The organism is Staphylococcus sp. Ze2 (genome assembly GCF_048568365.1).
GTDB lineage: Bacteria > Bacillota > Bacilli > Staphylococcales > Staphylococcaceae > Staphylococcus > Staphylococcus xylosus.
This window is the reverse complement of the sequence record NZ_CP183486.1, coordinates 2,658,232-2,676,137: the sequence shown is the minus strand read 5'-3', so window position 1 is coordinate 2,676,137 and position 17,906 is coordinate 2,658,232. Positions and strand designations below refer to the sequence as shown.

16 protein-coding genes are annotated in these 17,906 nt (G+C 34.0%); 13 read left to right on the top strand and 3 right to left on the bottom strand.

Annotated elements, in window-relative coordinates; all coding sequences use genetic code 11:
• Positions 1-47 precede the first annotated feature (47 nt).
• Positions 48-1,439, bottom strand: a complete 1,392-nt coding sequence (locus ACM591_RS12690; RefSeq protein WP_029377908.1) for a gluconate:H+ symporter — start codon at positions 1,437-1,439, stop codon at positions 48-50.
• Positions 1,440-1,736: 297 nt separating this feature from the next.
• On the opposite strand from ACM591_RS12690, the gene ACM591_RS12685 reads away from it, so the two are divergent.
• The 4 genes from ACM591_RS12685 (at position 1,737) to cidR (ending at position 5,224) form a co-directional block, all read left to right on the top strand.
• A complete protein-coding gene (locus ACM591_RS12685; protein WP_419749109.1) occupies positions 1,737-1,862 on the top strand; it encodes a hypothetical protein in 126 nt (41 codons plus the stop codon).
• Positions 1,863-2,131: 269 nt separating this feature from the next.
• Positions 2,132-2,716 carry an immunodominant staphylococcal antigen IsaB family protein gene (isaB, locus tag ACM591_RS12680; RefSeq protein ID WP_107546159.1) on the top strand — a complete coding sequence of 195 codons (585 nt, stop codon included), beginning with the start codon at positions 2,132-2,134 and terminating at the stop codon, positions 2,714-2,716.
• A gap of 699 nt (positions 2,717-3,415) precedes the next feature.
• The gene (gene bla / locus ACM591_RS12675) at positions 3,416-4,276 is read left to right on the top strand and encodes a class A beta-lactamase (RefSeq protein ID WP_326026193.1); all 861 of its coding nucleotides are present in this window, start codon (positions 3,416-3,418) and stop codon (positions 4,274-4,276) included.
• Positions 4,277-4,348: 72 nt separating this feature from the next.
• A complete protein-coding gene (gene cidR / locus ACM591_RS12670; RefSeq protein WP_029377904.1) occupies positions 4,349-5,224 on the top strand; it encodes a cidABC operon transcriptional activator CidR in 876 nt (291 codons plus the stop codon).
• Between the two features lie 819 nt (positions 5,225-6,043).
• Here the strand turns inward: cidR and ACM591_RS12665 are convergent.
• The gene (locus tag ACM591_RS12665) at positions 6,044-6,988 is read right to left on the bottom strand and encodes a LacI family DNA-binding transcriptional regulator (protein WP_029377903.1); all 945 of its coding nucleotides are present in this window, start codon (positions 6,986-6,988) and stop codon (positions 6,044-6,046) included.
• 136 nt (positions 6,989-7,124) lie between these two features.
• Here ACM591_RS12665 and eda point away from each other — a divergent pair, with 136 nt between their 5' ends.
• The 9 genes from eda to ACM591_RS12620 all read left to right on the top strand — a co-directional run bounded on the left by eda (position 7,125) and on the right by ACM591_RS12620 (position 16,996).
• On the top strand, positions 7,125-7,742 hold the full coding sequence (eda, locus tag ACM591_RS12660; RefSeq protein WP_326026825.1) for a bifunctional 4-hydroxy-2-oxoglutarate aldolase/2-dehydro-3-deoxy-phosphogluconate aldolase: 618 nt from the start codon (positions 7,125-7,127) through the stop codon (positions 7,740-7,742).
• Positions 7,743-7,745: 3 nt separating this feature from the next.
• Complete coding sequence (locus ACM591_RS12655) at positions 7,746-8,717, top strand: sugar kinase (RefSeq protein ID WP_029377901.1); 972 nt, start codon at positions 7,746-7,748, stop codon at positions 8,715-8,717.
• 25 nt (positions 8,718-8,742) lie between these two features.
• Complete coding sequence (locus ACM591_RS12650) at positions 8,743-9,780, top strand: TRAP transporter substrate-binding protein (protein ID WP_038678013.1); 1,038 nt, start codon at positions 8,743-8,745, stop codon at positions 9,778-9,780.
• Positions 9,755-10,264 carry a TRAP transporter small permease gene (locus ACM591_RS12645; RefSeq protein WP_029377899.1) on the top strand — a complete coding sequence of 170 codons (510 nt, stop codon included), beginning with the start codon at positions 9,755-9,757 and terminating at the stop codon, positions 10,262-10,264. The genes ACM591_RS12650 and ACM591_RS12645 overlap by 26 nt, the downstream gene beginning before the upstream one ends.
• Positions 10,261-11,556: a TRAP transporter large permease gene (locus tag ACM591_RS12640; protein ID WP_029377898.1), complete on the top strand. Its 1,296-nt coding sequence runs from the start codon at positions 10,261-10,263 to the stop codon at positions 11,554-11,556. Before ACM591_RS12645 ends, ACM591_RS12640 begins: the two co-directional genes overlap by 4 nt.
• A gap of 17 nt (positions 11,557-11,573) precedes the next feature.
• Positions 11,574-12,980 (top strand): glucuronate isomerase, encoded by a 1,407-nt coding sequence (uxaC, locus tag ACM591_RS12635; RefSeq protein ID WP_029377897.1) that lies wholly within the window; start codon positions 11,574-11,576, stop codon positions 12,978-12,980.
• 2 nt (positions 12,981-12,982) lie between these two features.
• Positions 12,983-14,014: a mannonate dehydratase gene (locus ACM591_RS12630; RefSeq protein WP_038678017.1), complete on the top strand. Its 1,032-nt coding sequence runs from the start codon at positions 12,983-12,985 to the stop codon at positions 14,012-14,014.
• Positions 14,014-14,835 (top strand): SDR family oxidoreductase, encoded by an 822-nt coding sequence (locus ACM591_RS12625; RefSeq protein ID WP_038678019.1) that lies wholly within the window; start codon positions 14,014-14,016, stop codon positions 14,833-14,835. Before ACM591_RS12630 ends, ACM591_RS12625 begins: the two co-directional genes overlap by 1 nt.
• 439 nt (positions 14,836-15,274) lie before the next feature.
• Complete coding sequence (locus tag ACM591_RS12620) at positions 15,275-16,996, top strand: ABC transporter ATP-binding protein (RefSeq protein WP_029377894.1); 1,722 nt, start codon at positions 15,275-15,277, stop codon at positions 16,994-16,996.
• A 109-nt stretch (positions 16,997-17,105) separates the two neighbouring features.
• Here ACM591_RS12620 and ACM591_RS12615 read toward each other — a convergent pair whose 3' ends face one another.
• Positions 17,106-17,894, bottom strand: coding sequence for a DeoR/GlpR family DNA-binding transcription regulator (locus tag ACM591_RS12615; RefSeq protein ID WP_029377893.1), 789 nt, complete (start codon positions 17,892-17,894; stop codon positions 17,106-17,108).
• Positions 17,895-17,906 lie beyond the last annotated feature (12 nt).

Genomic DNA, 17,906 nt, shown 5'->3' with positions numbered 1-17,906 from the left:
GACAAAAAAGGAGTTATTCCAAATTTGAGGAATAGCTCCTTTTTTTCTTAAAAAATACCTAAAATTGCATTTAATAGTAATACCATGATTAAACCACAAATACCGACAATCGACTGTACTACGGTTATAGTTTTAAATGTTTCACCCATGGACATACCAAAGGACTCTTTGACTAACCAGAATCCACCATGGTTCACATAATTGAAGAATAATGAACCTGATCCAATTGAAATTGTTAATAATTCTTTGTTTATATTAGGATCTGCTTGAACAAGTGGGAAGATTAAGTTAGTTGCACCAACTATACCCACTGTTGCGGAACCTGTTGAAATGGATAATAGTGCAGCAACTACCCAACCCATGAGTAATGGAGATAATGAAAAGCTATGTGCTAGATGTACAATAGCAGTACCTACCCCTGAGTCTTCCAAGACTTGGCCAAATGCGCCACCGCCAGCGATAATAAGTATGATTCCTGCAATAGGTTTTAAACTACTACCTAATGCATCACGAATTTTTTGTGTATCCTGTTTGTTAAAATAACCAAGTACGGTTATGGCATAGAGCACACCAATAAACATTGCAATAATCGGACTTCCTAAAAATTCAAAAATTTTATATTGTAATGTTTTTTCTCCAAAGAAGACACCTGCAATTGCATGTAATAACATCATGATGACAGGTACTAAAATAGTTGAAAAAGCTAAGATAGTTGGTACTGATTTCGTTTGTTCATCTTTGTTATCATTTTCTGATGTATATTGGTTTAGCAAATCTTGATTTGGCTTTACGGATAATCTAGGTGTAATAAATTTTGCATATAAAGGGCCAGCGATGATAATAGTTGGAATAGCACATATAATACCAAAAATCATCGTTAAACCTATGTTAGCATTAAATTGATTTACAGAAATAAGAGGACCCGGATGCGGTGGTACCATACCATGCATAGTTGCTAATGCTGCGATAACGGGTACACCGATTGCAACATACGCAGACCCTTTAATTTTATTTTCGTCTTCTAATTTTTTAGCAATTGTAAAAATCAGTGGTAATAACATTATTAATCCGACTTCGAAAAACATTGGAATACCAATGATAAATGCAGCCAGTGCCATCATCCAAGGTAATTTTTTATAAGAAGCGTTGTGAAGTATAGATGAAGCAATCTTATCACTTGCACCAGAGTCGGATAGTATCTTGCCGAGCATTGCTCCCAGAGCAATAGTTACCCCAGTTTCCCCAAGTGTAGAACCGGCACCTGCTTCTATAGATTCGACAATTTTATCAATGCCTAACCCCGAAGTGAATCCGACAAATATGGCTGTAAGCAACAGCGCTAGTAGTGGATGGAATTTTAATTTAGAAGTGATTAAAAAAATCAGTAACACAATACTGATTACAGTTATAATTAATAGTTGATAATCTTGAGTTGTCATTGAATGTTTCCCCCTTTGAATATGACAAAATTAATTTATGTCTCTGTTATATACATCGTACATTAAAAGTTTTTTAAGAAAATTAATTTCAGTCATGAGAAACATTTTAAAACAAATCAAAAGCAATTACAATAAACCGTTTTCATAATACTTGCAGAAATAAAAAAACTAATTTATTAAATATTTAATATTATCTTGCAATTAAAAATAGTAGGTGTATGATGAAAGTGAATAATTACACTTTTGTGGATAGGTTCTATAAAAATGGAGGAGTGATTATATTCGTTATTTAATCAGGTGATGAACAATAGTAGGCTTAACGTTAGTTCTGTTTCTAGACAATCTCTTGTGCATTTAACGAGTAACAATCCAGAAAGAAAATCAGAAGCAAAAGCAAAAAAGCAAGTCAAACATGGGGAGTGATGAGGGGGCATTTAATCTAAAATCTGAAATACCATGTTGGTACAAAAATAATGGATACACAACACATGATGTATCATTCCAGTAGATGAAGTTTTTGCAGAGGGAGAATCACCAGGTAATGTAAATAGTGTTGCTAGATTTGAGATAAATGAAAGTTGTTATAATGTGTACTTTGATAAATAAGGTTATCTATATCAAATAGAGATTCAATAGTTATGAAAGATTGTTGTTTGGCAAAAAAGGACATAAATTTAAAGGAGTGATTTATTATGCGTAAAATAGGGAAGATACTTTCAGCAACTGTCGTTGTTTCAACGCTTGTAGTAGGTTCTTCAGCAGCATATATTACGACAAATAGTCCAAGTGCACAAGCAGCTGAGCAAGAGCAAAAATGGGGACATGGTGAAGGTGGTTCTAGCGGTGCAAATACTGAAAGTAAAGCAGAACTAAAAGCTGAAACACCATGGTATAACTACGAAGGTTACACAACATACGACCCGTCATTCACTCAAGATTATAACTTTGTACGTGCTTTAAAATATGACAATGTTTCAATTAACGGTTATAAAGTAGATACAGATGCTAAGAAAGAGTTTGACCACGTTAAAAAAGTTTATGATACTTCTGTATCCTTTAATAGCGATAATGAAGTAGTTCAAATAACATTCTTCACAAAACCAGACTCAGTTTCTAAAGAAACTTTCAAAGATGCACATAATTCTAATGAAATTATTGATGAAGGAAAATTAGGTAATAAAGATGGTACATTTGTAAAATATGAAACAAATGATGGCTTCTATACAGCTTTCTTTGACCAAAACGACAATTTAATGGAAATCACAATTGGTCAATAGAATAATTTAACAGCAATAATAATTTAAAAATCATGAGTAGAGAGGCTGGGACAAATTTAATTATCTCAGTCTTAATTATTTTAAAGTCCCACTTCACTAAAGAGGCACTTCTTAATTTGTAAAGTTAGTGGCTCTTACACATGAGTGTATACTCAAGTGTTCCGCTTTTAAGGGTTAGTGGGACTTATACATGAGCGCAAGCTCAGGTAATCATTAATGCCACTTCACTAAAGAGGCACTTCTTAATTTGTAAAGTTAGTGGCTCTTACACATGAGTGTATACTCAGGTGTTCCGCTTTTAAAGGTTAGTGGGACTTATACATGAGCGCAAGCTCAGGTAATCATTAATCCCACTTCACTAAAGAGGCACTTCTTAATTTGTAAAGTTAGTGGCTCTTACACATGAGTGTATACTCAGGTGTTCCGCTTTTAAGGGTTAGTGGGACTTATACATGAGCGCAAGCGCTTATAATCAGTATATTAAGTAATTGGTTCTTGTACATGACCTTTATCTTAGATAAACCTTTACACCTTTTGATTTTAGTGATTTTAGGGTGTGTTTCGAAGAAGGCTTTTAAATTAAATTAGACTTTTGTCTCACTTCATTGTAATGTTGATTTTCATTAGTTAAGTTTACAGTTATAATTATAAAAAAGTTTAATAAAAATATTTTAAATAAATAAGGGGATGATGTTTCTTATGAAAAAAATAGTTCTAGCTATTATGGCGAGTCTATTTACAGTGATATTAACACATTTAACGCATAATAATGTCGCATCTGCGAGTGAGATTGAACATATCGAACAAGAGAATAATGTCACTATAGGTGTGTACGGAATGAATACTGATAATGGTAAAGTGTACCAACATAACGCAGATGAAAGATTTGCATTTGCCTCTACATATAAAGCGATTGCGAGCGGGATTTTACTTAATAATACGCCTAACAATAAACTTAATAAAAAAATAAAAATAAATGAACAAGACATTGTTGCATATTCTCCAGTTACCGAAAAATATATAGGTAAAACAATGTCATTGAAAAGTTTAGTGCAGGCATCGATGCTCCAAAGTGATAATACTGCAAATAATAAGATCATAAATGAAATTGGTGGCATTGAGGGATTTAACAAAGAACTTAAAAGTCTAGGAGATTATATTTCAAAACCACAAAGGTTAGAACCAGATTTAAATGATTACGATCCAACTAAAATTGCTGATACTACAACGCCTAAAGCAGCAGCAACAAGCTTGAATAAATTATTAACTAGCAAGCAAATGGATAAAGAAAATCAAGCGTTATTAAAACAAGTTATGATTGAAAATGAAACAGGTGATAGTTTGATTAAAGCTGGCGTGCCAAAACATTATACTGTCGGAGATAAGAGTGGCCAAGGTTTAACTTATGGAACACGCAATGATTTAGCATTCATATATACGGACAAACATGCAAAGCCAATTATTTTAGCAATTTATACGAAACAAGATCAAAAAAACGCGAAACCTGATGACAAAATTATTGCAGCAGCAGCGAAAGAAGCGATTAAAAAATTGAAATGATAACTTTGTTCTATCGATAAATCAAATCAATCACTAATAATCATTAAACAAAGGGGTATAGAGGAGTTTAAAATGGAAATTAAGCAAATGAAGTATTTTGTGGAAGTTGTAAAAAATGGCGGTATGACACAGGCATCGGAACATCTTTATATCGCACAATCTACAATTAGTAAGAATATCAAAAGCATAGAAGATGAGTTTAATATAACTTTGTTCGATAGACGAAAAAAACATATTATACTGACAGATATTGGTCAAATATTTTATGATAAGTGCGTTGAAGCTTTGGCTGTACTGGATGATTTGTCGTTAGAAATGGGTGATGTCACAAATTTAGAACGTGGACATATTCGTGTTGGTATTTCTGCTATTATGAATGTCCGTTTATTTACAGAAAGTTTAAATGAATTTCATAATAAATATCCAAATGTTACGTATGAAGTGATAGAAGGCGGCGGAAAAGCTGTTGAATCATACTTGAACAGCGACGAAATTGACGTTGGTATTACTACGTTGCCTGTAGATGGTGACATTTACCATGCAGTACCTTTATATAATGAAAAGTTATTACTAGTGGTCGACAAAAATGCTAAGTTAGCAAAACAATCGTCTGTCTATTTAGGAGATTTAAAGAGCGAAAAATTTATCATGTTTCATGATGATTATTACTTAAAAGACCAAATTATCGAAAGTTGTAGGAAAGTTGGCTTTCATCCAAAAACAGTAGCGAAAATGTCACAAATAACTTTTATTGAAAATATGATTCGAGATGGAATTGGTGTGAGTATTTTGCCTGAGAGTATTGTTCGCATTTTAAATGATGGTGTTGTTGGCATTGAAATTACGGGGGCTGATGCTGCATGGAATTTAGGATTGGTTTGGAAAAAAGATAGCTATATGAATCATGTGACACATGAATGGATTCAATTTTTAACAGAGTATAAATAAATGTTGATTGGTAATGGCTAATTAATGCACTTAGCTAGCACTAAGTATTCCAACAGGGAATGTTAAATATTCCAACTATGTATTTTAATCATGTTAATTACCATACTATAATAGAGTTGTAGAGGGTTATGAGTACTCGCAAAATAAATCATTCATAATGATTTATTGATAAGTATTTCATAATGTATTTATTTTATCGTACACCTAAGATACAACAGCAGTTTAATAGAAAGCGTTTTATTAACTGGGGTTCATAACTTATTAATCAAATTAAAAGTGTCTGAAATTATGTATTGCCTGGGTAATACGTTATTGCTGCACAGAGTCGTTGTGGCATAACCTAATATGGTTGTTATTTGTAAGCCTTAAACAGATGAATGATGTATTACTTATAAGAATGTAGACATAATAATCGAAATGATAAATAAAACCAATGTTAAATTAACTTCTCCCAGTCATGAACGTTAAAAATACCCCATCCAACGCCATTGGTAAAGCATCATTTCGACACAGGACGCCACATCGTAGACGAAAGAATGAACCTAATATACGTTATATTAACTGTATTTAACAAAACATATTGTTATACTGGCTGTTGTAAATCGATAAGATGACATACGCATTTATGAAGTCACTTATCAGATTTTTAAAAACAATTACCAGACGAAACTATAATACATTGAACGAAATATTCATTTCGTTTGAGGTCATAAAAATGCATTAACCCTCTAGATAAATATCTCTCAAACAATTTCGCCCAAGTCTACACTGTCCATGTAGTCTTGGGCGCTTTGTTTATACTATATAGCGATATATTAATCAGTTTTCATCACTTGTAGAAGGATGTAGATGATATGCAGACTCCGTAGGCTCACCTTTGATGACTTGATCTAAAGTTGTGACGATTTGCTGTGCAATTTCAGCAGTTGGTACACCTATAGCTTGAACGGGATAATCTAATTTTTTTATTTGTGGAATATTGTCATAAGAATAAATTATAGGTTGTTGACGTGAATCCATAGCATTAATTGTACCTACAGTAATATCATAACTTCCGCAAATAACTCCCGGTGAGAGGGTGTTATTATTTAAAAATTGTTTAACCGCAGCTTCAGCGTCCATTGCATTCAACCCGTTAGAATCGATAATCCGGTAGGTAACATTGTTGGTTTTACAGTAATTTATGATGGCTTCTTTTTTAGCAATTTGACGAGCATCTGTTGTATTGATGTCGCCAATATAGTCTATTGTATCGATGCCTTTAGCGAGCAATCCTTTTATTGCTAGGACCATTGCTTCAGCATGATTTACGTTAACGATTGGATAAGGAATTGTACGGTCTACACCATAAGCTACCACAGGCACATTGTTATATATTTCTGGAGGTAGGTTAGTGTCATCGCCTTCATCAAAAATAACAATACCGTCGCAGCCAAACTCAACAAATTTTTTTGAAGCAGCAGCGACATCATCGATTGACACAAACATGACATAACCTAATGATTTAATGGCTAAATTAATTTCTGTAATGAGATGTGTTACAGCAACACGATCTACAGATGGCCAGATTAATCCAATTGTGCCACTTTTTTTAGAAACGAGAGCTCTTGCGGAATGATTTGGGATATAATTCATCTCAACGGCCTTTTGTTGAATCATTTGTTTTGTTTTTGGTTTAACTAATTGGGAATTTTTTAATGCTTTACTGACTGTGGAATAGCTGACACCACAGGCTTCGGCAACATCTTTTAAAGTCACAGCCATAAAACTTCTCCTTGAAATAGATTGATTTAAGATAGAATTAATTATACCATAGAGACAAGCATTACAATATTTTTTTGGACATTAATAACAACGTTGTTATTTTGTAGCTAAACTATTTTAAAAAGGGGATGACAGGATGAATTCCGTAGAAACAATGAAGACAATTCAACAGGAACAACATATTGCGGTGATGCGTACTGATGATGCTGAATCATTTTTAGATATTGCGCATACAATCATAAATAAGGGGCTAAATGTTATCGAAGTAACGTTAACAACTCCGAATGGCATTGATATTATTGATGAGTTATCAAAGAGAGAAGACGCGCTTATTGGTGCTGGTACAGTGTTAGATAGCGTCTCTGCACGTAACGCTATTTTAAATGGTGCTAAATTTATAGTAAGTCCATCTTTTGATAAAGAAACGGCGAAAATGGCTAATCTATATGATGTACCTTATATTCCTGGATGCATGACTGTTAAAGAAATGGTCGAATCTTTACGATATGGTTGCAAAGTATTAAAACTGTTTCCTGCGACACAATTTTCTCCTAAATCTATAAAAGATTTTAAAGGGCCTCTACCTCAAATTGAAATTGTTCCTACAGGAGGTGTTGGTAAAGATAATCATCAAGAATGGTTAGACGCAGGTAGCTTTGCAGTCGGTATCGGAAGTGAAATTACAAAAATTTATCAACAACAAGGTAAAGCAGGTTTAATGGATTATGTAGCTGAATTAAAAAGCGAGGGATAATTTATGACGGTATTTGGATTTGGTGAAGTGTTACTACGCTATACTCCGCCTAATTATGAGCAGCTTAAAGATACACATACATTTGATGTCAATGTCGGCGGCGCAGAATTAAATGCGCTCATCACACTAGCAGAATTTGGACACAAAACAGAGATGTTAACGGTGTTACCACAACATGCACTGAGTCACATAGCATTGCAAAAAATGTATCAAACACGTGTAGGTACTAAATTCGTGAAACAACAGCAAGGTAGAATAGGCACATATTACATGGAAGAAAGTTTTGGTTATAGAAGCGGTAAGGTTATATATGATCGTGAGCATTCTACATTTGCGGAGCACGGAAACGCAGTTGTCGACGGCTTAGATACACAAAGTGGTGATTACTTTATCTTCACAGGCATTACATTAGCTGTTAATAAGACTATACGGGAGCAAATTGTATCAGTACTTACAGACTTAAAAGCTCAAGGTACTAAAATTGTGTTTGATATTAATTTCCGTAGCAATTTGTGGACAAAAGCAGAAGCATTACCGGTAATTCAATCTGTATTACCACTTGTAGATGTATTGTTCTTTGGGAAGAAAGACGCTACGCACTTATTAGAGACAAATGGCGAAAATGATGACATTGAAACTTGTGCCAAGACAATTCAAAAGCGATTTGATATAGATTTAATGGCTTCCAGTAATCGAGATATTGAGCAAAGTACATTGCAAGGAATTGCATTAGCTGGCGAAAAATTTATAAGTGGTAAAGCATATTCATATACCGTACTTAACCGTATTGGAGCTGGTGATGCATTTATGGCTGGTTTTATACATGGTCTAGCAATGGGATGGCCATTAGATGCTATAACTGATTTTGCTACAAAATGCTCAGTGATACAACATACGACCAATGATGATGCATTGAATATAGAAGAAAGTGCAGTTCATAATCTGTCGTCGCATTTTGGTGAATTGAAACGTTAAAGTCTAAACTAAAAGGAGCGAAAACATGAAAAAATTTTTAGCTCTGTTTGTAAGCGCATTCTTTTTAGCTGGCATGTCAGTTATTGTGTTATCAGATTCTAAAGGTAACGCAGAAAGTAAGAAAAAGGAGATTATGTTAGCGCATAATCAGCCAACCGAACATCCAGTACACAAATCACTTGTGATCTTTAAAGATAGATTAGAAAAAGAATCCCATGGACAGATAAAAGTTAATATATATCCGAATGGCCAATTAGGTAGTGAACGTGAAGCTATAGAAATGACACAAACAAACGCAATACAGATGACTAAGGTTTCAGCTGGGGCATTGGAGAGTTTTTCACCGACTTATTCTTTATTTAATATGCCTTATTTATTTGAGTCGCAAGATAGTTATCGACATGTGATGCAAAAAAAATCTGTACAGGATGCCTTTTTTAAATCAACTGCAGATAAAGGATTTTTAGGTATTACTTATTACGATGCAGGTATGCGTAATCTCTATACAAAAGATAAAAAAATTGAAAAAAGCAAAGATTTAAAAGGGGTGAAAACGCGTGTGCAACCTAGTAAGACGAGTGTCGATCTAATTAAATCTCTTGGTGGCACACCTACACCTATGGATTTTGGAGAGGTATACACTGCAATGCAATCAGGCGTGATTGATGCTGGAGAGAATAACGAAACGGCATTAACAAGTAATAATCATGGAGAAATTGCTAAACATTATTACTATACCGAGCATGCCATAGTTCCAGATATATTAATAATGAATAAAGAGACCTATGACAGTTTTTCTAAAGAACAACAACAGTGGTTGAAAGATGCAGCGGCTTATTCAACTGACAAGCATGAAACGATTTGGGATAACGCAATTGAGGACAGTAAGAAAACAGCTAAAGAAAAAATGGGTGTGAAATTCCATGACATAGATAAATCATCATTCAAAGCGTCTTCAAAACCTTTACAAGATGAATTTAAAAAGAATCCCGACACTAAAGCGGATTATAATTTAATCGAAAAGGAGGAACAACGCTATGAAGAAAGCAAAGGTGATCATTGATAAATTATTGCTAACTTTAGCTGGTATTGCGCTTTTCGTAATGGTTATCCTGTCGATTTACCAAGTGCTGACACGCTTTATATTTAATAGTCCAAGTACTGTAAGTGAAGAGATAGTAAGATTTTTATTAATTTGGTTTGGATTACTAAGTGCAAGTTATGTGTTCGGCATCAAACAGCATATAGCTATACTATTTATCCGTGAAAAACTACCACAGAAAATACAATTAATGATGGAAAAAATTTCGGATATTATTTTAATCATTGTAGCACTGGTTCTTATGATTTGGGGCGGTTATGAGGTAGTTAAACTGACATGGTTGCAAATCGCACCTTCAACTGGTTTATCAATGGCTGTGATGTATAGTGCACTTCCTATTTCTGGTTTGTTTATTATTTTTTATGCCATATATAACCTGTTAGATAAACAAGAATTAGCGACCGTCCAAGAAGCTAATAAGGAAGATAGAGGTGAGCATATATGACAATCCTGGCAGGATTAGTATTGTTTATAACTTTTTTCTTTTTCTTATTATTCGGTTTGCCTATTGCACTAGCGATTATCTTGAGTTCGCTCATCACGTTGTTAATGATTTTACCATTTGATGTGACCATAGTGACGGCAGCACAACGAATGGTTACAGGAATTGACGATTTTACGATGCTCGCCATACCACTATTCGTTTTGGCAGGTATCATAATGAACAATGGTGGAATCGCATTTAGGTTAGTTAACTTTGCGAAAGTGCTTGTAGGTCGTTTACCTGGATCATTAGCGCATACCAATATTGTTGGTAACATGTTGTTCGGTTCAATTTCAGGATCAAGCGTAGCAGCCGCAGCAGCAATGGGGCGCATCATGGGTCCCATGGAAGAAAAACAAGGTTATAAAAAAGAATACTCGGCAGCTGCGAATATTGCCTCAGCACCATCAGGTTTATTGATTCCACCGAGTTCATTGCTCATTGTATACTCGCTTGTGAGTGGCGGTACATCGATTGCTGCATTATTTATAGCTGGTTATATACCAGGCATTTTGTGGGGCATTGCATGTATGGTTGTAGCTTTTATTATGGCAAAAAAACAAGGATATAAAGTATCCGAAAGTATTGGTTGGAGAGATAAAATATTTTTAACATTAGATGCTTTGCCTAGTTTGTTATTAATTGTCGTTGTTATTGGCGGTATCGTTTCAGGTGTGTTTACTGCGACTGAGGGTGCAGCTGTAGCTGTACTTTATTCGACTGTATTATCGCTTATTTATAAAAGTTTATCATTGAAACAAATTCCTAATGTGATAAAAGAGACTGCAGAAATAAGTGGAATGATTTTGTTCTTAATTACTGCTTCTGCATTGTTCTCGCTTGTCATGAGTTATACGGGATTACCTGAAACAATTTCAAATGGCATTATTTCTATGACGGATAATCCAATCATTTTATTACTTTTAATAAATGTCATTTTATTGATGATTGGTACATTTATGGACATCACACCAGCTGTATTAATATTTACGCCGATATTTTTACCAATTTCAGAGGTTTTAGGCTTAGACCCAATTCATTTTGGAATTATTATCGCTTTTAACTTATGTATTGGTAATATCACTCCGCCAGTAGGTAGTGCATTATTTGTTGGTGCAAGTGTTGGTGGTGTGCGTGTAGAAGCAGTATTTAAATATTTAGTACCATATTTCATTGCATTAATTATCTTGATGCTATGTATAACATTTATCCCAGAACTATCATTATTCCTTCCTAAATTATTAGGATTATAGAAAAGGAGCAAAATATTATGTCATTAATTACCGATGATTTTTTATTAAACAATAAAACAGCAGTGAAGTTATATGAGAAGGCGAAAGATTTACCTATTTACGATTTCCATTGTCATTTAGACCCTAAAGAAATTTATGAAAACAAAAATTATGAGAATATTACGCAGCTTTGGTTAGGGGGAGATCATTATAAATGGCGGTTAATGAGGGCTTACGGTATTGAAGAAGCATATATCACTGGTAATGCAGATGACTTTGATAAGTTCCAAGCATTTATGCATATGTTGCCATATTCAATCGTTAATCCGATGTACCATTGGTGTGCGCTTGAATTAAAACGTTATTTTAATGAGGGTACTGATTTAGATAAAGTAAATATAAAAAAACTTTATAAATCATTAAACCGTAAATTAGCTAAGACATCACACACACCACAGAATTTAATAAAGCAAAGTAATGTGAAAGTTGTATGTACGACAGATGATCCATGTGACGATTTGAAATATCATCAATTATTAAATGAAGATAAAAATGTAACATTTAAGGTGTGTCCTACATTCAGACCTGATAGCTATGTGTTTTTAAGTAGTACAACAGTACAAGAAAAAATAACTAAATTGGATGAAGCGACTGATTGTGACGTTAATAGCTTAAATAATTATATCGAAGCATTGAAAGCACGCGTACATTACTTTGATAGACAAGGCGCTAGAAGTTCGGATCAAAGTTTTGAAAAAACACCATTAATGACCGCTTCGTCTGAAGAAGCTAATACGATATTTGAAACATTAGTAAGTGGTCAAAGTGTTTCAGAAACAGAACAATATGAATTAGCAGGCTATATTTTAACAGAGATTAGTAAAGTCTATCACGAATTGAATTGGGTAGTTCAATTCCACTTAGGTCCTACAAGAAATAATAATACAAATATGTATGACAAAGTGGGTCCAGACAGTGGTTTCGATAGTGTTGGAGAACAACTCAGCGCGAAGAGATTAAATGCTATGTTAGACCATCTTGAGCAACACCAAGCACTTTCAGACACTATTATTTACCCTAACAATGGAAATGATCATTTAATGGTTCAAGCGACTGCCGGTAACTTTTCCAATAGTAAGCACAAAGTACAGTTAGGTGCAGCATGGTGGTTTAATGATACGAAAGAAGGCATGGAACGCCACCTAGTAGATTATGCCAACGTTGGTTTATTGTCTAAATTTGTCGGCATGCTAACAGACTCTCGTAGCATGATTTCTTATACACGTCACGAGTATTTTAGAAGAATATTGTGTAATTTCTTGGGAGAAAAGATTGAAAAAGGAGAAATTGCATTATCACCCTCAACCATTGATCAAATGGTGAGAGACATTTGTTATAACAATGCAGTTAATTTATTCAAAATTGAAGGAGTTAAGGAGGAATAATTATGGAATTATCATTTCGTTGGTACGGGGAAGATGACCCCGTAACTTTAAAAAATATTAAACAAATTCCAGATATGAAACATATTGTTACGGCGATTTACGATATACCAGTTGGTGAAGTTTGGACATTCGAAAGAATTTCACAGCTAAAACAATCTATTGAAGCGGAAGGCTTAAAATTTGAAGTAGTAGAAAGTCTTCCAGTCAGTGAAAAAATTAAAATGGGGACGACGGAACGCGACGCTTTAATTGAAAATTATAAAACATCATTGAAAAATTTAGCTGCTAATGGCGTTAAAACAGTCACATATAATTTTATGCCTGTATTTGATTGGACACGTTCACAGCTAGATTACGAACTTGATGATGGATCTAACACGTTAATTTATAAACACGATCAGTTGAAAGACGTCGATCCTTTAACAACAGATTTGAATTTACCAGGATGGGACGAAAGTTATTCGAGAGCAGAGATGAATCAACTCATTACCACATATCGTGAAATGTCAGATGAACAATTGTGGGCAAACTTAAAGTATTTCTTAGACGCAGTCTTACCAACTGCAATTGAGCACGATATTGATTTAGCGATTCATCCGGATGATCCACCATGGTCAATTTTTGGTATTCCTCGTATTATCAAGAACAATGACAGTTACAGACAATTACTAGCAATAAATGATAATAAACATAACGGTATCTGCTTCTGTACTGGATCTTTGGGATCATTAGCTGAGAATGATTTGCCAACTATGATTCGTGAATTTGGTGAGCATATTCATTTTGTGCATATGCGTAATGTGAAACGCTTAGATGAATTTTCATTCGTTGAAACAGGTCACTTATCTAAAAATGGATCTGTAGATATGAAAGCAGTTGTAGAAGCATTAAGAGATATAGACTATAAAGGCACAATCAGACCAGATCATGGACGTATGATTTGGGGAGAAACAGGGAAAGCAGGCTATGGATTGTTCGATAGAGCATTAGGGGCAACATATATTAATGGTTTAATTGAAGGAGTGAGTAAATAATGACTGCACAATTTAAAGACATTAATGTCGTTATTACAGGAGCAACAGGCGTAATAGGTTCAACATTTGTGAAAGCACTTGTAGAAAAAGGTGCGAATGTGGGGATTTTAGGACGTTCCGAAGAGAAAATTGTAGACTTACAAAATGAAATTGATAAAGAAAGAACACAAACCGTCGCAATGGTAGCTAACGTATTAGATAAATCGTCGTTGCAACAAGCCAAACAAACGTTTAACGATAAATTTGGAAAAATTTCAGTACTTATTAATGGCGCAGGTGGTAATAATCCAAATGCTACAACGAATGATGAAATGTATGATGAAGACGGTGACAAAACATTCTTCGATTTAACTGAAGAAGGCGTAGATAAAGTGTTTAAATTAAACTACACAGGTACATTCTTACCATCACAAGTATTTGGTGAAGACGTGGTAGAAGTTGAAACAGGAACGATTATTAACATATCATCTATGAATGCTTTTACACCATTAACGAAGATTCCAGCATATAGTGGTGCTAAAGCATCAGTGAGTAACTTTACACAGTGGTTAAGCACTTACTTTGCAGGTCGTATTCGTGTAAACGCAATTGCACCAGGTTTCTTTGAAACAAACCAAAATAAAGCGCTATTGCGTAATGAAGATGGCTCATATTCTGAACGTGCTTCGAAAATTTTATCTCAAACACCAATGAATCGTTTTGGCGAACCTGAAGAAATTTTAGGTACACTTTATTGGTTAATGGATCATGATATGAGTGGATTTGTTACTGGTATAGTTGTACCTGTCGATGGTGGATTCTCATCATATTCTGGAGTTTAGAAAGGGTTCGTAACTGATTGAGGCATCAGTAAATTGACAGGTCGAAGGAGAAAATAAGCAAATGACTGCATGGCTTACACCAGTTTCAGTAATGAACCAAAATCGTTATGTTGTATTGTTTTATACCTTTAACCACATATATTATCATTGTCAAAAATGGCGAAGTAAATATTGTAACAAATGTATTAATGGGTAATTATTATGGAGAGAGTGTGATACGAAATCAATGTAAACAAAATTGGTTTCTGATCCACTCTTATTTTTATTGTAAAAGTATGTAGTATCTTAGATTTAATAAAATATTGAAAGTGAGAGTAAGTAGCTATCATTATTACAAAATGAATGTAGTTTATTTATGAAAAACATTGATAATAATTATCACTTAATCCATAATGAATGGCATATGCGCATTTAAAAATTATAGATTGGGTGGGATGTTGTGAAATCATTTTTGAAATATTATAAGCCATATAAAGGATTATTTTTTATAGATTTTGGTTCTGCCATAGTTGTTGGATTATTAGAGTTAATCTTTCCACTCATAACGAGTATATACATAGATCGTCTATTACCAACGAATAATTGGAATCTTATTGTGATCTTTGGATTACTATTACTAGGTGTTTTTGCTATTGAATCGGTGCTTAAATTTGTTGTTACCTACTGGGGGCATAAGTTAGGCACTAATATAGAGCGAGATATGCGTAATGATTTATACGGTCATATTCAAAAATTAAATTTTAAGTATTTTGATAATCAAAAGTCTGGGAAATTAATAGGACGACTAACCAATGATTTAATGGACATTGGCGAAGCAGCCCATCATGGGCCAGAAGATATATTCCTTTCGATTATGACTTTAATCGGTGCTTTTGTAATTATGTTGACGATTGATGTGAAATTAGCGCTTATTACATTTTGTGTTGTGCCAATTGTTTTTATACTAGCTATATATTTCAGTCAAAAAATGTCTCGAGCGTTTAAAGGGCTATTCGCGAATGTGTCTCGCTTTAATGAATTGATAGCAGATAATGTTGGGGGTATTAGATTAGTTCAAGCATTTACTAATGAGCGTCATGAACAACAGAAATTCAATGGTATTAATGATAATTTTAGAGCTACGAAATTAAAGGCTTATAATTACATGTCATGGAATATTACGATTAGTCATATCGCTCAAAAATTAACGCTAGTTATCGTGTTAATCGTAGGTAGTTATTTCGTATTACATGGGGACTTAAGTTACGGCGGCATCATAGCATTTATTATGATTACGAATGTATTGTTTAAACCTTTAGAACAAATTAACATGATTATCGAATTATTTCCAAAAGCTATTGCAGGATTCAATAATTTTAGAGAAATCTTATCATTAGACCCCGAAATACAAGATGATCCACATGCTACTAAGATGCCGGCAAAGCCTAAGACGATTGAGTATAAAGATGTGTCATTTGGCTATGGAGAGACACCTATTTTAAATCATATGAATTTAACGATTCATCAAGGTGAGAAGATCGCATTAGTCGGTCCGAGCGGTAGTGGTAAGACTACAATTAGTTCGTTATTACCACGTTTTTATGAAGTAGATAAAGGTGATATTTTAATAGATGGACAAAGTATTCGCTCTATCCAATTAGCATCATTACGTTCAGGAATTGGAGTCGTCCAACAAGATGTTTTCTTATTCTCTGGTACACTAAGAGATAATATTGTTTATGGCCATTTAGATGCCGATGAAACACAGATATGGAATGCCATCCGTAACGCGCAACTTGAAACATTTATAAGCGAATTACCATTTGGACTTGATACGCTCGTAGGAGAACGAGGTACAAAATTATCCGGTGGACAAAAACAACGTATATCGATTGCGAGAATGTTTTTGAAAGATCCATCGATTATTATTTTAGATGAAGCAACAAGTGCACTAGATATTGAAACAGAAAATAAAATTCAAAAAGCATTTAAGAAACTTTCAGAAGATCGAACATCTTTAATTATTGCGCACAGGTTATCAACGATTAAAGATGTAGATCGCATAATATTTATAAAAGATGGCCAAATTTTGGAAGAAGGAAGTCATGAAACCCTCATGCAACAGGACGGTCCATATAAACAACTTTACACATCACAATTTGCGGAAGCTGAAACTTTTTAATTTTAAAGTGAATTAAATAAAAAGCGTGCACCACTAGGTTTAGTACCTAATGATGCACGCTTTATTGTTCTCACAAATAGTAAATGGTGTTTATATATTGGGAATGACATTAAGGTGATTCAGATTGTGTGTTTACATTTACAGTAATAATTTGATTAAAACAATTATGATAACTTTGCCAATCAATTTTTGAGTTAGTTTGGTCCGTTATCAATACATCAATTGCGTCATTTGGACAAACATGATGGAGAGACACTTTATCAAATTTAGAACTGTCGGTAAGTACATAAATTTCTTTGGCTTGTTTAACCATTTGTATTTTTGTTGAAGCCAGTGTGTCATTAAAATGCGTAATCCCTTTTTCTAAATCAATTGCAGGTGTTGCGAGAAATAATTTAGAAGGGTTAAATTGTTTAATTGCTTCGTTTGTCATCATGCCATTTAACAAGTAATTATCTTTATACAAAGTGCCACCAGTAACGATTACTTGGTTAGATGTTGATTTTAAAATAGAAGCAATATGTATATCATTTGTAATAATTGTTAAATTGCTTTTTTGTGCAAGTGCACGCGCAAAATGTAATGTCGTCGATCCAGAATCAATAAACAATGTGTCGTTCGCTTCAATGAATTCGGCAGCTTTTTGACCTATAGCTACTTTCTCATAATAATAACTTGTTTCACGATCATCAAAATTTAATTCATCCCACACCTCAGTGTCATTTAAAACGACACCACCATGTGTCCGCTTGATGTGGTTGTACTGTTCTAATTTATTTAAGTCACGACGAATCGTTGCTTCGTGGACATTGAATTCTTTAGCTAACGTGTGTATTGTGGCTTTTTTATTAGCTTTCAAAAATGTAATAATATGCTGTTCTCGTTCTGCTGGTAACATCGACGACTACCT